Source organism: Microvirga sp. CF3062 (assembly GCF_036314045.1).
Classification (GTDB): Bacteria; Pseudomonadota; Alphaproteobacteria; order Rhizobiales; family Beijerinckiaceae; genus Microvirga.
Map to the genome: position 1 here is coordinate 231217 of NZ_JAYGGN010000004.1, position 17851 is coordinate 249067.

General features: G+C 65.0%; 14 protein-coding genes. 7 read left to right on the forward strand and 7 right to left on the reverse strand.

Going from position 1 to position 17851, the window contains the following annotated elements; translation table 11 throughout:
• Both rnc and era read left to right on the forward strand, forming a co-directional pair.
• Positions 1 to 711: a ribonuclease III gene (rnc, locus tag VB618_RS09385; RefSeq protein WP_329796356.1), complete on the forward strand. Its 711-nt coding sequence runs from the start codon at positions 1 to 3 to the stop codon at positions 709 to 711.
• Entirely contained in the window at positions 698 to 1615 is a 918-nt protein-coding gene (gene era / locus VB618_RS09390) for a GTPase Era (protein WP_329796357.1), read from the forward strand. The genes rnc and era overlap by 14 nt, the downstream gene beginning before the upstream one ends.
• Here the strand turns inward: era and VB618_RS09395 are convergent.
• Positions 1612 to 3360, reverse strand: coding sequence for a methyl-accepting chemotaxis protein (locus tag VB618_RS09395; RefSeq protein ID WP_329796358.1), 1749 nt, complete (start codon positions 3358 to 3360; stop codon positions 1612 to 1614). The two genes, era and VB618_RS09395, sit on opposite strands and share 4 nt — an antisense overlap.
• 318 nt (positions 3361 to 3678) lie before the next feature.
• Between VB618_RS09395 and VB618_RS09400 the strand changes: the two genes are divergently transcribed.
• A complete protein-coding gene (locus tag VB618_RS09400; RefSeq protein ID WP_329796359.1) occupies positions 3679 to 5454 on the forward strand; it encodes an adenylate/guanylate cyclase domain-containing protein in 1776 nt (591 codons plus the stop codon).
• A 60-nt stretch (positions 5455 to 5514) separates the two neighbouring features.
• On the opposite strand, the gene VB618_RS09405 is transcribed toward VB618_RS09400, so the two are convergent.
• Positions 5515 to 7425, reverse strand: a complete 1911-nt coding sequence (locus VB618_RS09405; RefSeq protein ID WP_329796360.1) for an OmpA family protein — start codon at positions 7423 to 7425, stop codon at positions 5515 to 5517.
• 198 nt (positions 7426 to 7623) lie between these two features.
• On the opposite strand from VB618_RS09405, the gene recO reads away from it, so the two are divergent.
• Complete coding sequence (recO, locus tag VB618_RS09410) at positions 7624 to 8355, forward strand: DNA repair protein RecO (protein WP_329796361.1); 732 nt, start codon at positions 7624 to 7626, stop codon at positions 8353 to 8355.
• A 66-nt stretch (positions 8356 to 8421) separates the two neighbouring features.
• The gene (gene parC, locus VB618_RS09415) at positions 8422 to 10668 is read left to right on the forward strand and encodes a DNA topoisomerase IV subunit A (RefSeq protein ID WP_329796362.1); all 2247 of its coding nucleotides are present in this window, start codon (positions 8422 to 8424) and stop codon (positions 10666 to 10668) included.
• Between the two features lie 271 nt (positions 10669 to 10939).
• Here the strand turns inward: parC and VB618_RS09420 are convergent, their stop codons facing one another.
• The 5 genes from VB618_RS09420 to hemB form a co-directional block, all read right to left on the reverse strand.
• Positions 10940 to 11686: an arginyltransferase gene (locus VB618_RS09420; protein WP_329796363.1), complete on the reverse strand. Its 747-nt coding sequence runs from the start codon at positions 11684 to 11686 to the stop codon at positions 10940 to 10942.
• 106 nt (positions 11687 to 11792) lie between these two features.
• Positions 11793 to 12272, reverse strand: coding sequence for an RDD family protein (locus tag VB618_RS09425; RefSeq protein ID WP_329796364.1), 480 nt, complete (start codon positions 12270 to 12272; stop codon positions 11793 to 11795).
• 10 nt (positions 12273 to 12282) lie between these two features.
• Positions 12283 to 13524 (reverse strand): threonine ammonia-lyase, encoded by a 1242-nt coding sequence (locus tag VB618_RS09430; RefSeq protein WP_329796365.1) that lies wholly within the window; start codon positions 13522 to 13524, stop codon positions 12283 to 12285.
• A gap of 29 nt (positions 13525 to 13553) precedes the next feature.
• Positions 13554 to 14909: a branched-chain amino acid ABC transporter permease gene (locus VB618_RS09435; protein WP_329796366.1), complete on the reverse strand. Its 1356-nt coding sequence runs from the start codon at positions 14907 to 14909 to the stop codon at positions 13554 to 13556.
• Between the two features lie 26 nt (positions 14910 to 14935).
• Positions 14936 to 15979 carry a porphobilinogen synthase gene (hemB, locus tag VB618_RS09440; protein ID WP_329796367.1) on the reverse strand — a complete coding sequence of 348 codons (1044 nt, stop codon included), beginning with the start codon at positions 15977 to 15979 and terminating at the stop codon, positions 14936 to 14938.
• A 189-nt stretch (positions 15980 to 16168) separates the two neighbouring features.
• Here hemB and VB618_RS09445 point away from each other — a divergent pair, with 189 nt between their 5' ends.
• Together VB618_RS09445 and VB618_RS09450 are read left to right on the forward strand one after the other, a co-directional pair.
• Positions 16169 to 17221: an enoyl-CoA hydratase/isomerase family protein gene (locus VB618_RS09445; RefSeq protein ID WP_329796368.1), complete on the forward strand. Its 1053-nt coding sequence runs from the start codon at positions 16169 to 16171 to the stop codon at positions 17219 to 17221.
• Entirely contained in the window at positions 17221 to 17679 is a 459-nt protein-coding gene (locus VB618_RS09450; RefSeq protein ID WP_329796369.1) for a DUF6163 family protein, read from the forward strand. Before VB618_RS09445 ends, VB618_RS09450 begins: the two co-directional genes overlap by 1 nt.
• The last annotated feature ends 172 nt before the right edge of the window (positions 17680 to 17851 follow it).

Below are 17851 nucleotides of genomic sequence, written 5' to 3' on the forward strand. Positions count from 1 at the left end.
GTGGCACGCCGCAAGCCGAACCTCGATGAGCTTCTGAACAAGCTCGACTACCGCTTTGAGAAGCCTGAACTTCTGGATGAAGCGCTGACCCATGTCAGCGCGCCCAAGGCTGATGGACAAAGCTACCAGCGCCTGGAGTTCCTTGGAGACCGTGTGCTCGGTCTCGCCATCGCCGAGCTTCTCTACCGCACCTTTCCGGGCGCTCCCGAGGGCGAGCTTTCCCAACGGCTGGCGGAACTGGTGCGGCGCGAGAGCTGCGCCGAGATTGCGATCACGTGGGATGTCGGGCCCTATCTCAAGCTCGGCGCCGGAGAGGCGCATGCGGGTGAGCGGCGCAACCAGACAATCCTGGCGGATGTAGCCGAAGCCATCATCGGCGCCGTGTTCATGGATGGCGGCTACGAGGCTGCCAGCGGCCTCGTCGAGCGCGCGTTCCAGCCGCTCCTGGAGGCACCCCGCCGTCCGTTGCGCGATCCCAAGAGCGCCCTGCAGGAATGGGCTCAAGGACGCGGCCTGCCGCCACCGACCTACTCGATCGTCGAGCAGACCGGGCCGGATCACGCACCCAGGTTCAGGGTGATGGTGAAGGTCAAGGGAGCGGAAACCGAGTTCGGCCTCGGAACATCGAAGCGCATCGCGGAACAGGCGGCGGCGCGAAGCCTTCTAATGAGAGAGGGCGTCTGGACGGAGGAAGAGCATGGAACAGCCTGAGCAAACCAAAACGAAGGCCGGTTTCGTCGCTCTCATCGGCGCGCCGAACGCAGGCAAGTCGACGCTGCTGAATTCGCTCGTCGGCTCCAAGGTCTCCATCGTGTCGCGCAAGGTGCAGACGACCCGCGCCTTGGTGCGCGGTATCGCCATCGAGGGCGAGGCGCAGATTGTTTTCGTGGACACGCCCGGCATCTTTAAGCCGAAGCGCCGCCTCGATCGGGCCATGGTCACCTCGGCCTGGGGCGGAGCAGGCGACGCGGATGTGATCGCCCTTCTGCTCGACGTGCGCAAGGGCATCGACGAGGAGGCCGAGGCGATCCTCGCCAAGTTGTCCGAACTGAAACGCCAGAAGGTCCTGATCCTCAACAAGATCGATTTGATCGAGCGCTCCAGGCTTCTGGAGATGGCCGCCAAGCTCAACGAGCAGGTGGCCTTTGCGCATACCTTCATGATCTCGGCCCTCAAGGGCGACGGCATCGAGACCATGAAGCGCCAACTCGCCCAGATGATGCCGGAAGGGCCGTGGCTTTATCCGGAGGATCAGATCTCCGACGCGCCACTGCGCATGCTGGCGGCCGAGATCACCCGCGAGAAGATCTACGAGCGCCTGCACGAGGAGCTGCCCTACGAGTCGACGGTCGAGACCGATCAGTGGCAGGTGCGTCCCGACGGGTCGGTGCGCATCGAGCAGACCGTGTTCGTGGAGCGGGACAGCCAGCGCATGATCGTGCTCGGCAAGGGCGGCCAGACCATCAAGGCCATCGGCCAGTCCGCTCGCAAGGAGATCGCCGAGATCGCCGAGACACCAGTACACCTGTTCCTGTTCGTGAAGGTGCGCGAGAACTGGAGCGACGATCCGGAGCGCTATCGCGAGATGGGCCTGGAGTTCCCGCGGGGGGGCTAAGCACGGTACGCGGTTCTTAGTCCGCCCCAGTGGCGGCCGAGCACGCGGATCGGCGCATCCACCTCCTGCATCATGACGATCTTGCCGCCGCCCATGTTGCGGGCATAGGCCTGCACGATGAAGGGGCGGGTGGAGCGGGCCGCCGTGATGCCGGCGCGGTCGTCGAAGACGCGCTTGTTGCGGGCGTTCGCCGCGTTCCACACCGGATCACCCGCCCGCTGGGCTTGAGAATAGATCCGGTTGTGAACCGGGATGTAGCCGTTGCGGTCGATGGCGAGGCAGAAGGCCATGGCGGAATCCGTGGCCAGGACCTTCTCGATGATCGGCGGTAGGAGCTTCTCGAAGACCGGGAGATAGGCCGTGCCGTACTGGACCGGATCTGTATCGGGAAGCAGCCGGTAATCGGTGTCGAAGACGTCCTCCCGCGAGACCCGCCCGTCGGCGACGGCCTGCTCGATCAACGTCTCCATCTGACGGGCCGTCTCCTGAGCGAGCAGGATGCGGGGCCGGTAGCTTGCCTCCACCTGCGCCACGAAGCCGTCGATGCGGATGCGCGCCTCGTCGTTGAGCCTGTCGAAGCAGCAATGGATGCCCATGGCGCTGAGAGCGACGATCCTGGCGCTCACGCGGCCCAAGTGCTGGATGTCTATCTCCACCGACAGGCCGGGCGCAACGTGTAAATCCGGTGCGGCCGCTATGAGAAGGCCACCGGAGCTGACGTCGATCAGCCGGGACGAAACGCTGCGCTGGGAGATCCAGAGCGTTGCCGAGCGTTCGACGGGAAACCGGTCCGCCCGACGCCTGTCGCCGATCTCGCTCTGGCGGATGACGGTGACGAAACGCTGCCCGAGAGCCTTTGCCAACCCGTCCGCCGTCCGGGTGGCCTGATCGGCCTCATCGGCCCTGGCGCTTGCATTCAGGGAGGTAGAATCCACGTCACCCGCACGGTCGCTCACCTTGGCGACGCTGGACGAGGTCACCCCGGCGAGGCGCGACACCTCGCTGATGGCCGAATTCTGCTCTCCGACGGCGTTGCGCACCGTATCGAAGACTGGCCGGACGCCCTGAACCGCCTCCACCACTTCCGTCACGGCGCCCGTCGAGGCCTGGGCCGTTTCGCGCAGGCGGTCGATGCGTTGGCGGATGTCGTCGGCGGCCTTGCCGGTCTGGGTGGACAGCACCTTCACTTCGCTCGCCACGACGGCAAAGCCCCGACCTGCTTCACCGGCCCGCGCCGCCTCGATGGTGGCGTTCAGCGCCAGGAGGTTGGTCTGGCGCGCCACGGTCGAGATCGTGTCCACGATGCCGACGATCTCGGCCGTCGCAGCGGACAATTGCATGATCAGATCGCTGGCTTTCTGTGCCGCCTGAATCGCGTTGTCGATCCGCGTGCTCGCATGTTCCATGGAGCGGCCGATCTCGGACGACGTGACGGCGAGTTCCTCGGTCGACGAGGCCAGCGACAGGCTCTCGGCCGACGCGGTCCTGCCGGAGGAGGCGAGCTCTCCGGCGTGGCTGCGGATCTCGGCCAGATCCTTCTCCACCGCTGCCACGTCGGATGCCGCGACCGCAATGGCCCGTGTGACGCCCTCGATGGCCTTCAGAACATCGGCTTCAAGCGTGTCCACCACCTCGGTGTCGAGGCGGCTCTCGCGTGTGATCGGGGGCGTCTCTTCCTCCGAGGCGACCTGAACCGTCTCGTTCAGGTCATCTGCCTGTGGAGCGCGCCGCAGAATACCAAACATCGCCGGGCTTCCATTCTTTTCGTGCTTAACCCAGCGTCACCTGGAAACGTTAATGAAGGGAAAATGCCAAGCGGTATTCCTTCTAGGATCGTCGTAGGGCGCACCCGTGCACTCAGGCTGGGGCCGCCGCTCTAGCCCGAAATGAACAGCTGAGAGCACCAAATCCTTTGATTTACATGGGTTCATGCACTTTTGCGACGCAACCAGATGATCCGTAGGGCTTTATTATGACAGGTGAGGGAAAGCCGGTTCGGTTCCCGACTGAGCCTTCCTGACGTTGCGTTCAAGCCGTATCAGCGTCGACGTCCTGGAGAGGCCATGAGCAGCCCTTCTGATCACACGGCGCAAAGACGTCTTGCTGCTGTCCTTGCCGCTGACGTGGTGGGCTATTCCGATCTCATGTCCAGAGACGAGGAGGGAACGCTCAGCCGCCTCAGGGATCTTCGGCGTCAGATCATCGAGCCAGAAATCAATTCCCATCATGGGCGGCTGGTGAAGACGATTGGCGATGGATTCCTTGTCGAGTTCGCAAGCCCCGTCGAGGCAGTCCGCTGCGCCGTCGATCTCCAGGAAGCCGTTGCAGCTCGTTACGGGAAGGCGGATGCCAAGCCTCTTCAGCTTCGGGTCGGCATCAACCTCGGCGATATCATGGTCGAGGAGGATGGCGATATCTTCGGCGACGGTGTGAACGTCGCCGCCAGGCTGCAGAAGATGGCGTTGCCCGGCGGCATCTGCCTCTCCGAAAAAGTCTACGAGGAGGTCAGGGGCAAGCTTCCCTACGAGTTCGAGGACCGGGGAGAGCATCGTTTCAAGAATATCGGGCGGCCGATAAGGGTTTTTTGTCTCCTGGAAGGAATGGACACGGTACAGGTGTCAGGGGAGCGCCGGTCCTCCAACTCCCAAAGAGAAGGGCCTTCCATCGCGGTTCTGCCCTTCGTCAACATCAGCAAGGATCTTGAGCAGGAATACTTCGCCGACGGCATCGTCGAAGACATCATCGCGGCCCTGTCACGGTTCAAGTCGTTCTTCGTCATCGCCCGGAACTCGACCTTCGCCTACAAGGGCCGTTCCGTCAGCGTTCAGCAGATCGGCCGGGAACTCGGCGTCCGCTATGTGCTGGAGGGCAGCGTCAGGCGTTCAGGCCCCAGAATTCGGATCACGGCGCAGCTTGTCGATGCGAGCACCGGCATGCATCTTTGGGCCGAGCATTACGACGGCGTCGTCGAGGACGTCTTCGATCTTCAGGATCAGATCACGGCCAGTGTCATCGGGTCGATCCAGCCATCGATCAGGACGGCCGAGATCGAGCGGGCCAGACGCAAGCGACCTGAGAATCTCGACGCCTATGACCTCGTCATGCGGGCGCTTCCCCAGGTCTGGGCTCTGGAATACGAGGCCAACAAGGAAGCGGCCCGGCTTTTGGACAAGGCGCTACTCCTCGACCCGGGCTATCCGCTCGCCATGGCCTTGGCCGCTTGGTGCCGTGGTCAGCGGATCCTCTACAACTGGTCGAAGAACCTTCAGGAGGACAAGCGCGAGACCCTGCGCCAAGCTCAGGCGGCAGCGGCCTTAGCCAACGACGATCCCTTCATCCTCACGGTGCTCGGCGCGGCCCTGACGATCACGCGCGAGTACCAGCGAGCCAAATCGATGCTGGACCGCGCGTTGTCGCAGGATCCGAACTCGGCCTGGGGTTGGAATCGCAGCGGCTGGCTGCACAACTACCAGGATGATCCGGAGGTTGCGATCCAGCATTTCGAACGGTCCCTGCGCCTGAGTCCGTTCGATCCGATGGCGTTCAATTGCGAGATTGGCATCGGCTGCGCTCACTTCATCGCAAAACGCTACGATCTTGCTGCGCAATGGCAGGAAAAGGCTCTCGCGGCCAAGCCGAGCGCCGCCTGGATACATCGCACACTCGCGCCGGCCTACGCCTTAGCCGGAGAAGCGGACAAGGCGCGCGAAGGCATCGCAGAACTGGTGAAGGGGTATCCCGGGATCCGGATCCTCGACATTCGCCAAGCGATGGCCTTCAGCATGGAAGTGATGAGTCGATTCGCGGAAGGTCTGCGGCAGGCGGGCCTGCCGGAATGAGGGCTGCAAATGGAAAGGCCGGGAGGGTAAGGGCCCTCCCGGCCTTTGATGTTACTGCTGCTAGTTCTGGCCCTGTAGGAGCGGCGTGATCCGGCGCAGGGTCACGCGGCGGTTTTCCCTCTCAGGAGCTTCCGTGGCGACCTTCAGATACTGCTCGCCATAGCCCTGCGTCGTCAGGTTTTCGGCCGGAATCTGGAAGCGCTCCGTCAGGATCGTTGCAATGGTTTCTGCGCGACGGTCGGAGAGGGTGAGGTTGTCCTCATCCGGGCCGACCGCATCCGTGTGACCTTCGACCAGGAAGATCTCGTTCGCATTGCGGGAGATGGCCTCGCGCAGGCCCTCTGCAATCGAGCTGAGGGCATCGATCTGGTCCGGGGGCAGTTCCCAGGAGCCGAACTCGAAGGTGATCGCGTTGAGATCCACCCGCCGCATGCGCTCGCGCAGGGGCTGGCTGCGGCGGACCTCGTCGAGGGTATAGGCCCGCTCGACGCGCTCGACCGGAGGAGCCGTGAAGGCTTCGACGATATCGGCCCGGGAGGCCCGTTCCGTCTCGACGATGTATTCCTCGCGCGGGATGGTCACCCTTGCAGGCGGCAGGCGGATGACCTCCTCCTCCATATAGCCGTATCCCGGACGGCGCTCGACGCCGCTGCGCCGGTTCTCGATGAGCACGACCTCCTGTCCGGCGGGCGCGCGCCTCACGCGGCGGATGAGGTTTCCGTCCTCGTCGCGCACGGTCAGGATCTCGGAGCCGTCGGGACGGCGCACGATCGTGACCTCCTCGTTGCCGGCGCGCCGCTCCACGCGGACATCGGCATCGTGATAGGCGCGGCGGAAGCGCTGGGTCTCATCGTGACGGATGATGACCTCATTGCCCTGGCGGATGATCGTGCGGTTGCCCGGCTCCTCGATGATGACCCGCGCGCCCTCACGACGCTCCCGGCGCTCGCGGCGCAGGTCCTCGATGCGGACGCGGGACGCATCCAGCGGTTGGCCTGCGGCAGGAGCTGCCTGCTGAGGCGCCGTCTGGACCGGTGCAGCCGGAGCCGTAGGCAGGGCGCGCGTTGCGGGGGCAGGAGCTGCGGGAGCTGCCGGAGCCGGCTGGGTCCGGGTTGCCGGCACCGTCGGCGCAGGTGTGGGAGCCGCCGGTGCAGCCGTTGGCGCGGCTGGTGCGGGCGCCGTCGGGGCTGTGGTCGTGGCGGGCGTATCCTGGCCGGGACGCTGGTCACGGGCGCGCTGGCGGTCCGGTCGCTCGGTGTCGCCGGGACGGGCGGGGCGCTCTGCATCGGTCGGGCGCGGGGCGCCTGCGGCAGGCCGCTGCTGAGCCGGGGCTGGAGGTGTGGCCGGCTGAGCTGCCGGAGCCGGAGCAGCCGGAGCCGGCGTGCTCGGCGTTTCGGCCGCAGGCGATTGCTGCCGCGGACGCTCGCCGGCGGGGCGATCACGGTTCCGTTCGCGCTCCTGAGCGGCCGGACGGGCAGGGCGCTCAGGCGTCTCGGCGGACGGCTGCGCGCGCTCTGCGGGTGCGCTCTGAGCAGGGCGTGCAGGCGTGGCCGGTGTCGTGCCGGAGGGCGGGGCGGGCCGCTCGGCGGGCTGTGCCGCGCCGCGCCGCGGAGGCGGAGCATCTTCGGACTCGGTTGCCCGGGAGCCGCCCGGCGCGCCAGGGCCGCCACGTTCCGCCGGGCCTGCGCCACGAGGCGGGCGCTGACCGCGCTCCTCGGAAGCGCCGGGGCCGCCCGCATCCTGGCCACCCTGTCTGCGTTCCTGACCCTGACGTCCGCCACGGGGCGAGTCGCCATCCTGCTGGCCCTGCCGCCTTGGACGGGCACCAGGCGGGAGCTCCTCTTCGGCACTCGGCCCGGCTTGGGCGACGACAATGGGGGGCGCGGCTTCCGGCTGGAAGGCCGATACGTTCGCCGGCAGTAGCATCAGGGGAAGGGCGGTGCTCGCAAGAAACAGGTTGGAGAGTTTCATGGTTCTCAATTCATCACTAGACACACTAAGGTGTTCGACAATGTGAAGGGGGCGGTTTGGTTCCCCCTGCGGCGCATTCCGGCGTCTGCAACAGAATTTTAGAAGTTGCCGGATATCGTTGAAAAACATGGATGAATGCCCCCTGAATGCTTACATCAGCATTCCGGCAGATCTCTTTTCCGAAGGCCACCGCGACCGATGCACTGGACTGACGAAGGCGTCGTTCTCGGCGTCCGCAAGCACGGCGAGTCCAGCATCATCCTCGAGCTGATGACGCGTGAGCACGGCCGTCATCTGGGGCTGGTCCATGGCGGGCGCTCCAAGACTCTCCAGGCCGTTCTCCAGCCCGGCAATACGGTGCAGGCGACTTGGAGGGCGCGGCTCGACGAGCATTTGGGCACCTATCAGGTGGAAGGCCTGAATCTGCGCGCCGCGCGCCTCATGGGCTCGTCCATGGCGCTCTACGGGTTGGCGACGCTTTCCCATCTCCTGCGCAACTTTCCGGAGCGGGACCCGCATTTCGCCCTCTTCGAGACGCTCACCGTCCTGGTGGACCACTTGGACGACCCCGATCTCGCCCCGGCTTTGTTCGTGCGCTTCGAGCTCGCCATCCTCACCGAACTCGGCTTCGGCCTCGATCTCACGAGCTGCGCCGCCACCGGGACCGAGCGGGACCTGACCTATGTGTCGCCCCGGAGCGGGCGGGCCGTGTCGGCCGAGGCCGGTGAGCCCTACAAGGACCGGCTGCTCAAGCTGCCGGGCTTCCTGATCGGCCAGACTAAGGAGAACCGGCCGCGGGAGGAGGACATCCGGGCCGGATTTGCGCTGACCGATTTCTTCCTGCATCAGAACGTCTTCGGCCCCCAGGGGCAGCGGGCGCCGGAGGAGCGGGCGCGTTTCGTCGCACTGGCTACGGCTGGGGACGAATGAGGTTTGTTTCTGTTATGTTCTCTTTTCAGATGATAAGAAGCGATTCGCTGTTGAGGATTTCGAGTCATGGGTAAGCCGGTCAATCCGCCGTCAGGGGGCGAGATCGAGAACATCAATCTCAAGGACGCCCTGGAGGAGCGCTATCTCGCCTACGCGCTCTCCACCATCATGCACCGGGCGCTGCCGGATGCCCGCGACGGGCTGAAGCCGGTCCACCGGCGCATCCTGCACGCCATGCGGCTCCTGCGGCTCGATCCGAAATCGGCGCCGAAGAAATGCGCCCGCATCGTCGGCGACGTGATGGGTCAGTTCCACCCGCACGGCGACCAATCGATCTACGAGGCCCTAGTGCGCATGGCGCAGGACTTCGCCCAGCGCTATCCGCTGGCGGACGGGCAGGGCAATTTCGGCAACATCGACGGCGATGGCGCCGCCGCCATGCGCTACACCGAAGCGCGCATGACGGAAGTGGCGCGCCTGCTGCTGGAGGGGATCGACGAGGACTCCGTCGACTTCCGTGAGACCTACGACCAAGCCAACGAAGAGCCGATAGTGCTGCCGGCCGCCTTCCCGAACCTGCTGGCCAACGGCTCGCAGGGCATCGCGGTCGGCATGGCGACCTCGATCCCGCCGCACAACGCCGCCGAACTCTGCGACGCGGCCCTGCACCTGATCGCGAAGCCGAGTTCCACCTCGGAACAGCTGATGCAGTATGTGCAGGGGCCGGACCTGCCGACCGGCGGCATCATCGTCGATACGCCCGCCGCCATGGCCGAGACCTATCGCACCGGCCGCGGCTCGTTTCGCGTGCGCGCCCGCTGGGCGAAGGAGGATCTCGGCCGCGGCAACTGGCAGATCATCGTCACGGAAATCCCATACGCCGTGCCGAAGTCGCGCCTGATCGAGAAGATCGCAGAGCTGCTTCAGGAAAAGAAGCTGCCGCTTCTGGCTGACGTGCGCGATGAATCGGCGGAAGACATTCGCGTGGTGCTCGAGCCTCGCACCAAGACGGTCGATCCGATCATCCTGATGGAGTCGCTGTTCAAGCTCACCGAGCTCGAGAGCCGTGTTCCGATGAACGTTAACGTGCTCGCCGGCGGCAAGGTGCCGAAGGTGCTGAGCCTTGCCGAATGCCTGCGCGAATGGCTCGACCATCGCCGCGAGGTGCTGATCCGCCGCTCCCGGTTCCGGCTTGCCGCCATCGACAGGCGTTTGGAAATTTTGGGCGGCCTGCTCATCGTCTATCTCGACCTCGACCGGGTGATTAAAATCATCCGCGAGGAGGACGAGCCGAAGCAGGAGCTGATGCGCGTCTTCAAGCTCACCGAGGTCCAGGCCAATGCCATCCTCGACACGCGCCTGCGCTCCTTGCGCAAGCTCGAGGAGATGGAGCTCAAGCGCGAGCAGAAGAACCTGCAGGACGAGAAGGCCTCGGTCGAGAACCTGCTCGAATCCGAGAAGGTGCAGTGGAAGACCGTTTCATGGGAGATCAAGGAGGTTCGCAAGACCTTCGGGCCCGAGACGGCTTTGGGCAAGCGCCGCACCACCTTCGATCAGGCGCCGGACACCTCCGACATCGATTTCGCGGAGGCCATGATCGAGCGCGAGCCGGTCACGGTGATCGTGTCCGAGAAGGGCTGGATCCGTGCCATGAAGGGCCATCAGGCGGATCTCTCCGCCGTGCAGTTCAAGGGTGACGATGCGCTTAAAACGGCTTTCTTCGCCGAGACCACGTCGAAGATCGTCGTTGCGACGAATAACGGGCGCTTCTTCACCCTGGAAGCCTCCAAGCTCCCCGGCGGCCGCGGCTTCGGCGATCCGATCCGCCTCATGGTCGATCTGGAAGAAGGCGCCGACTTCATCGCGGCCTTCCCATACCGGGCAGGCTCGAAGCTGCTCGTCGCAGGCACGGACGGTCGCGGCTTTATCGTGCCGACGGAGGAGGTCACGGCGAACACCCGAAAGGGCAAGCAGATCCTCAACCTCGACGCGCCCGCCAAGATGGTGGTCTGCACCGAGGCCGAGGGCGACCACGTCGCGATCATCGGCGAGAACCGCAAGCTCCTGATCTTCCCGATGAAGCAGGTTCCGGAGATGACCCGCGGCAAGGGCGTGCGCCTCCAGCGCTACAAGGACGGCGGTGTCTCCGACGCCAAGGTCTTCAAGCTCAAGGAAGGCCTGACCTGGAAGGACACGTCCGGCCGGACCTGGACGGTCGCCAAGGAAGACCTGCGCGACTGGATGGGCGACCGCACGGAAGCGGGCCGCCTGCCGCCGAAGGGCTTCCCGAAGTCGAACAAATTCGGGGAGTGAGCCTCAAGAAACGTCATCCCGGACGGCGCAAGCCGATCCGGGATCGCTGTCAGGATGTGGCACCGAAAACTCGACACTGTCATCCCCGCGAAGGCGGGGATCCATAACCGCTGACGTCTCAGAAGAGGGCGAACTGCGTTGCGCCTCTTTCTGCATCGTTAGTGATTATGGATTCCGGGCTCCGCTCCGCGGCCCCGGAATGACAGTGCTGGGCTGGTTTTCGCGATCCCGGATCTGCGCTGCGCTTTGTCCGGGATGACGGGTTTAGAAATCACTCCACCCGCGCCCAGCCGTTTGCCAGCAGCCGCTCCTGCGGCTTGAAGCGGGCCTTGTAGCCCATCTTCTTCGAGCCCTCGACCCAATAGCCGAGATAGAGGTAAGGCAGGCCCATCGCCCTGGCGCGGCGGATGTGGTCGAGGATCATGAAGGTGCCGAGGCTGCGGTGGTGCTGGTCCGGCTCGTAGAATGAATAGACCATGGAGAGGCCGTCGCTCATCTCGTCGGTGAGGCAGACGGCGATGAGATCGCCCGAGCCCTTGCCGGTGATGCCGCTGTCGATCCCGCGCCGGCGGTACTCGATGAGCCGCGTGTCCACATGGCTGTCCTCGATCATCATGGAATAATCGAGCACCGTCATGTCGGCCATGCCGCCATCCGCGTGGCGCGTATCCACGTAGCGGCGGAACAGGGAATATTGATCGGAGGTGGGACGGTTGGGCAGGGCGTTGCCAATGAGATCGGCATTGTCCTTCAGGACGCGCTTGAGATTGCCTGACGGCTCGAACTCATCCACCAGAACCCGCACCGACACGCAGGCCCGGCAGGTATCGCAGGCGGGCCGGTAGGCGATGGTCTGCGACCGGCGGAAGCCGCCTTGCGTGAGGATTTCATTCAGCTCCCGCCCGCGCCGCCCCACGATGTGCGTGAAGACTTTTCGCTCCTCCTTGCCCGGCAGGTAGGGGCATGCTGACGGAGAGGTGAGGTAGAACTGCGGTGCGTCGCGGGGCTGGCTCGTCAATCGGGAAAGCCTTGTGGAGAAACCTTGAGCGCTTCGTCAACGCTCAAGGATAACATTGGTGTCCCGCACGTCCAGGAAAAGAGGGCGAATGTCACAGCCCTTTGATTCAGGCCCTGACGATCATCATCCCCGTGAGCAGATCGCGCAGGAAGCGCCGGTCGTCGCGCACGAAGCCCACGAACACGTCGCAGGCCCAGAGCAGGAAGGTCGAGATCGCCACGTAGAAGAACAGCGCATGGACGGCAGCCGAGAGCGGGGACGCGCCCCGGCCGGTGCGCGGGTCGATCACCCGCAGGCCCATGTAGCGCATGCCGACCGTCGCCTGAGCCGCGCCGCCGATGGTCACTGCGTTGTAGACGATGAAGATCAGCGCCGTGAGCGGAAGCGCGAAAAACAGCCCCCAGCCGAGGCCAAGCGTGATGATGCCGAGGAAGAAGATCCCGATGGAGATCAGCACGACCCAGAGGGCGATCACCACGAGATCGATCAGGTAGGCCCAGAAGCGGCGGGAAATGACGCCCTCCGTCACCCGGTCGACCTCGTAGGACGGGTAGTTCAGGGTCGGCGGGTAGGGTTGGTTGACCATCGGTCTCTCCTCAGAAGGCGGTCGCGGGCAGGCTGCGGGACACGATCCGCTGCGGAGCGAGTCCCTCGGCTGCCAAAGCCTCGAACACCTCCAATGTATGTTGTCTGTCGCGCGTTTCGATAGTGATGTCGATGGAAACACCCTTGGCCGGCACATCCAGGAACAGGCGCCCGTGGGAAACTTCAAGAATGTTGGCCCCGAGCTGGCCGAGCAGGCTCGCCACGCGCCCGAGCAGGCCCGGCCTGTCGTTGGAGGTGATGCGGAAGGATGTGATCCGGTCGTCGCGCTCCAATTCGCGCACCATCACCGATGCCAAAATCCGGGCGTCGATGTTGCCGCCGCAGAGCACGAGGCCGACGCGCTTGCCCTCAAAGCGTTCGGGCTGAGCCATCATGGCCGCGAGTCCCGCAGCGCCCGCACCTTCCGCCATGGTCCGCTGAAGGGTGGCGTAGGCGTTCACCGCGCGCTCGATGAGCTGTTCCTCAACGGCAATGATGTCGGACACCAGATCGTGCACGATGGGCAGGGGCAGCTGCCCGACGGTTTTAACCGCAATGCCTTCAGCCAGCGTCGCGCCGCCAATGGGCTGGTTCTCACCACGAATGGCGTTGCTGAAGGAGGGGTAGAGAGCTGCCTCCACGCCGATGATCTCGATGGAGGGTTTGAGCGCCTTGGCGGCAACCGTGATCCCCGAAATCAGCCCGCCGCCGCCGATCGGCACGACGATCTGGTCGAGATCCGGCGCATCGGCCAACATCTCAAGGGCGATGGTACCCTGACCGGCCATGACCTTCGGGTCGTCATAGGGATGCACGAAGACAAGGCCCTCGGCTTCCGCGATCTCGCGAGCGCGGGCGGCCGCCTCATAGAGCGTCTCCCCGAACAGAATGACTTTTGCGCCGTATGAGCGCGTGTTCTCCGCCTTCACCAGGGGGGTGCCCTCCGGCATGACGATGGTGGCCGGGATGCCGAGACGCCTCGCGTGGTAAGCAACGGCCTGGGCGTGGTTGCCCGCCGACATGGCGATGACGCCGCGGGTGCGTTCGTGAGGTGAGAGGCTTTCCAGCTTCGTCACCGCGCCGCGCTCCTTGAAGGAGCCGGTCGGCTGCATGTTCTCATGCTTCACGCAGACCGTGGCGCCGGTGAGCTGCGACAGGCGGGGAGCGGGAACGAGCGGCGTTCGTAGCACCTGGCCCCGGATCGTCTCCGCAGCACGTGTCACGTCGTCGACGGTGATGGCGTAATCGGCCACTGTATCCTCCGAACTCTTACTATACGCCCTTAAACGGGTCTTGGCGTTGGATCCTTGAAACCCAGCAGACCGCCGGGCCGGAAGATCAGAAACACGACGAGCGCCGCATAAAGCGCCATGTCGCGAATCTCGATGGGCAGATACGCCGACCACAGGGTCTCGAACAAGCCCACGGCGAAACCTCCTAACATCGCGCCGGGGATGGAGCCAATCCCGCCGATGATGGCGGCGATCAGCGCCTTGAGCCCGTACTGGAAGCCCCCGGCGAAGCCTAAGCCCCCGTATTGCGCCACGATCAGCATGCCGGACAGCCCTGCCATGGCGCCGGCAAGGCCTAAGGTCTGCACGAGAAGGCGAGGGCCGTTTACGCCCATGAGGGCTGCCGCCTTCGCGTCGTCCGAGTACGCCCGCCAGGCCCGTCCGAAGGCGGTGGCCTGGACGAGCCAGAGCAGGCTTAAAGCCGCGATCAGGCCTATGCCGCTGGTAATGGCCGTAATCGGTGTGAGGCTGACGAGAAAATCCTGTGCACGGGCGATGGGCCACGCCTCCGACCAGATCGGCGGCAGCCAGACGGTCACGGGACTTTGCACGAGCCGCAGATATTCCATGAGGAACAGCGAGAGGCCCACGGTGGCGATCAGGCTCGGCTGGGGGCTCTCGGCGGTGATGCGGCTGATGGTGAAGGTGCCTCCGACCGTGCTGTGGATCGCGCCTGCGAAGAGCGCAGCGACAAGGCCTGCCGCAAGCCCGAGCACGGGCGCGCTGGCGCCGGAGGCCAGTACCACCGAGGCTCCGGCAATGGTGGCCGCCGACCCAATGGCGGCAAGCTCCCCGAAGGCGAGGTTGATGCGGCCGCTGAGACCGAAGACCAGCGCGAAGGCGACCGAGAGCAGGGCGTAGATGGTGGTTCGCGGCAGACTCACGAGGATCTGCTGCAGCCAATAGGCGAGAGCCATCGGGATCTCGGCCACATCCACGTCAGGACGGCCGCCAGGATCGCCCGCTGCGCCCTCGGGCGTTTCGAGATAATAACGCTTGAGCATGTAGAGGCTGGCGCCGGAGAGCGGACCCTCCTCGGTGCCGAGGCCCGTCAGCTCCGCCTTGTTGGGCGAGAGCCCCTCGGCGGCGAACTGGCAGATGGCGAACCGCTCCAGCACCGGGCGTTCGGGATGTTGGGCGATATAGTCGATCCGCAGGCTTCTCGCGACCGGCCCCTCGCGCACCCGCTCGACGGCGATCACCGCGCCGGGATTGAGGGCCGGCAGGGTCGAGCGGCAGACCCGCGTCTGCTCCGCATCGATGGCAATCCCACAAGCCGCAAAAAGGCTCATACCCAGCAGGCAGGCGGCTAAGCGCCAACCGCTACGGGACCGTGAGCCTGACATGGAAGGGCCTGGATTGTTGTCGGCGGTCAGCCCTGGTTCTTCAGCTTCTCGGCAACCTGTGGGGCGAAGTAGGTGAGGATGCCGTCCGCGCCTGCACGCTTGAAGGCCAGAAGGCTTTCCATCATCGCCCGCTCCCCGTCGATCCAGCCATTGGCAGCTGCGGCCTGGATCATGGCATACTCGCCGGAGACCTGGTAGGCGAAGGTCGGAACGGCGAAGGTGTCTTTTGCCCGGCACACGATGTCGAGATAGGGCATGCCGGGCTTGACCATGATCATGTCGGCGCCTTCCTCGAGGTCGAGAGCAATCTCGCGCATGGCCTCGTCCGAATTGGCCGGATCCATCTGGTAGGTGCGTTTGTCACCGACCAAACAGGCGCTGGTGCCGATGGCATCGCGGAAAGGGCCGTAGAAGGCCGAGGCGTATTTCGCCGCATAGGCCATGATCTGCACGTCCTGGAACCCGGCCTCGTCAAGCCCGGCGCGGATCGCCGCGACCCGTCCGTCCATCATGTCGGAAGGCGCGATGATATCGGCCCCGGCCTCGGCCTGGAGCAGGGCCTGGCGCACCAGCAGGGCCACGGTCTCGTCGTTGAGGATCCGCTCGCCCGCCATCACGCCGTCATGGCCGTGGCTGGTATAGGGATCGAGGGCCACGTCGCAGATGATGCCGATATTCGGCACCGCCTTCTTGATCTCGCGCACGGCGCGGCAGACGAGATTACGGCTGTTCAGCGACTCGGATCCGGTCGGATCGCGTAAGCTCGGGTCGGTATAGGGAAAGAGCGCGATGGCCGGGATGTCGAGCGATGCGGCCCGCTCGGCCTCGCGCACGGCTTCAACGATGGTCAGCCGCTCGACGCCCGGCATGGAGGCGACCGGCGTGCGTCCGCTCGCGCCCTCGACGATGAAGATCGGCCAAATCAAGTCGTTGGCCGTCAGAACGTTCTCGCGCACCAGCCGCCGCGCCCACTCGGCCTTGCGGTTGCGCCGCGGGCGGTGTGACAGGCTTAAGGAAGGCGAAAGGGCTTCCTCCGAAGAGGGGCGGGGGAACGGCGACAGCTTCGACATAATCCTCATCCCAATGCCGGCTTCGCTGCGCCGGCGGCTTTCGAGAGGGTTAGCACATTTAAATCGCTCTAAAAAAGGGTTCACGGTCGCACATGCTCAGGATCCGTGGGACATTGCCCTCAACCCGGCAATGCATTGACGGCAGGCCCCCGCCTCGTGTTAAGCCGCCGTGAAGCGAAGGAGTGGTCCATGGACGAGAGCGTCGAAGTCGTCTGCGAAAAGCAGGGGGAGGCCGGGCTCATCACGCTCAACCGTCCCAAGGCGCTCAACGCCCTCAACCTCGCCATGGTGCGCGAGATGCGCCGGGCGCTGGACGCCTGGGAGCAGGACCCGTCCGTCACCCGGATCGTCGTTCAGGGAGCCGGCGAGAAAGCCTTCTGCGCCGGGGGGGACATCCGGCAGCTCACCGAGGACCTGAAGGCCGGAAAGCGCGAGGAGGCGCTCGCCTTCTGGCGCGAGGAATACCAGCTCAACATCCGCATCAAGCGTTACCCGAAGCCCTATATCGCCCTCATTGATGGCATCGTCATGGGCGGCGGGGTCGGCGTGTCTCTGCACGGCTCGCACCGGGTGGCGGGCGAGCGCTACCTCTTCGCCATGCCCGAGGTGGGCATCGGCTTCTTCCCCGATGTGGGCGCCACATACGCCCTGCCGCGCCTGCCCGGCCAGACCGGCATGTACCTCGCGCTCACCGGCGAGCGGGTGAAGCGGGCGGACGCGGTCATGCTGGGGCTGGCGACGCACTCGGTGGCAAGCGCGAGCATTCCGGGTTTGCGCGAGGCGCTCATCGCCGGCGAGCTGGTGGACCAGGCCCTTGCCCAAGCAGCTGCCGACCCCGGCCCCGCGCCGCTGGAGGCACATCGGGCAATGATCGATTCCTGCTTCTCTGGAGAGAGTGTCACTGCCATCCTGCAGCGCCTCGACGAGGCCGCCGCCAAGGGCTCGGACTTTGCCGCCAAGACGGCTGCCGGCATGCGCACCAAGTCGCCGACGAGCATGAACCTCGCCTTCGAGCAGGTGCGCCGGGGCGCCTCCCTCGATTTCGAGGAGGCCATGAAGGTCGAGTTCCGCATTGTATCCCGCATCGGCGACGGCCACGATTTCTACGAGGGCGTCCGGGCGGTTATCATCGACAAGGACAACCAGCCCCGCTGGCAGCCGTCATCGCTTGAACAGGTGGATAAAGCCGTTGTCGAGCATCACTTCGCGAGCCTCGGGGACCGCGAGTTGGAGACCGCCTGATGCCCCGCAACGGCAGCCAGTCGTCCGCCCACGCGGCACGGGAGTACCTGTCCGACCGGATCGAGGAGCGGCCTACACCTCAAGGCTTCATGCGCTGGAGCTTCGTGCTCACCTGCTTCATGCGCATCCTGGCGATTCTCTGGATCATGAAGGGCCTGAGTGCCTGGGCCGTGATCCTCGGGATTTGGACCCCGGTCGGCCAGTTCGAGGCGCGCTCCACGGGTTACCAGGCAACGATCATCTACTTTGCCCTGATCGACCTGATCGCCGCCGTCGGCCTGTGGATGGCGAGCACCTGGGGCGGAATCATGTGGCTTCTCGCCCTCATGAGCCATCTGATCCTGGCGGCCTTCTTTCCAGGGATCGTCTCCAGCGGGGTGATGACGGTGGCCTTCTTCCTCACGCTCATGGCCGTCTACCTGGCCATCTCCTGGCTTGCAGCCCGGGAAGAGCAGTGACGTCGGTTCCAACCGCCAAGCTCCTCACGCAGAAGTGTCTCCTCAAGACAACAGTTCAAGGTTACATCGCCCTCAGGAGCTGTTTCGAAGGGTGAGGGGCGGCCGGTCGGTCGCTTTGCCATAAAACGGCCCTGTTGTTCCTCGTTTTCGATACCGTTCTTTAATCCTATCC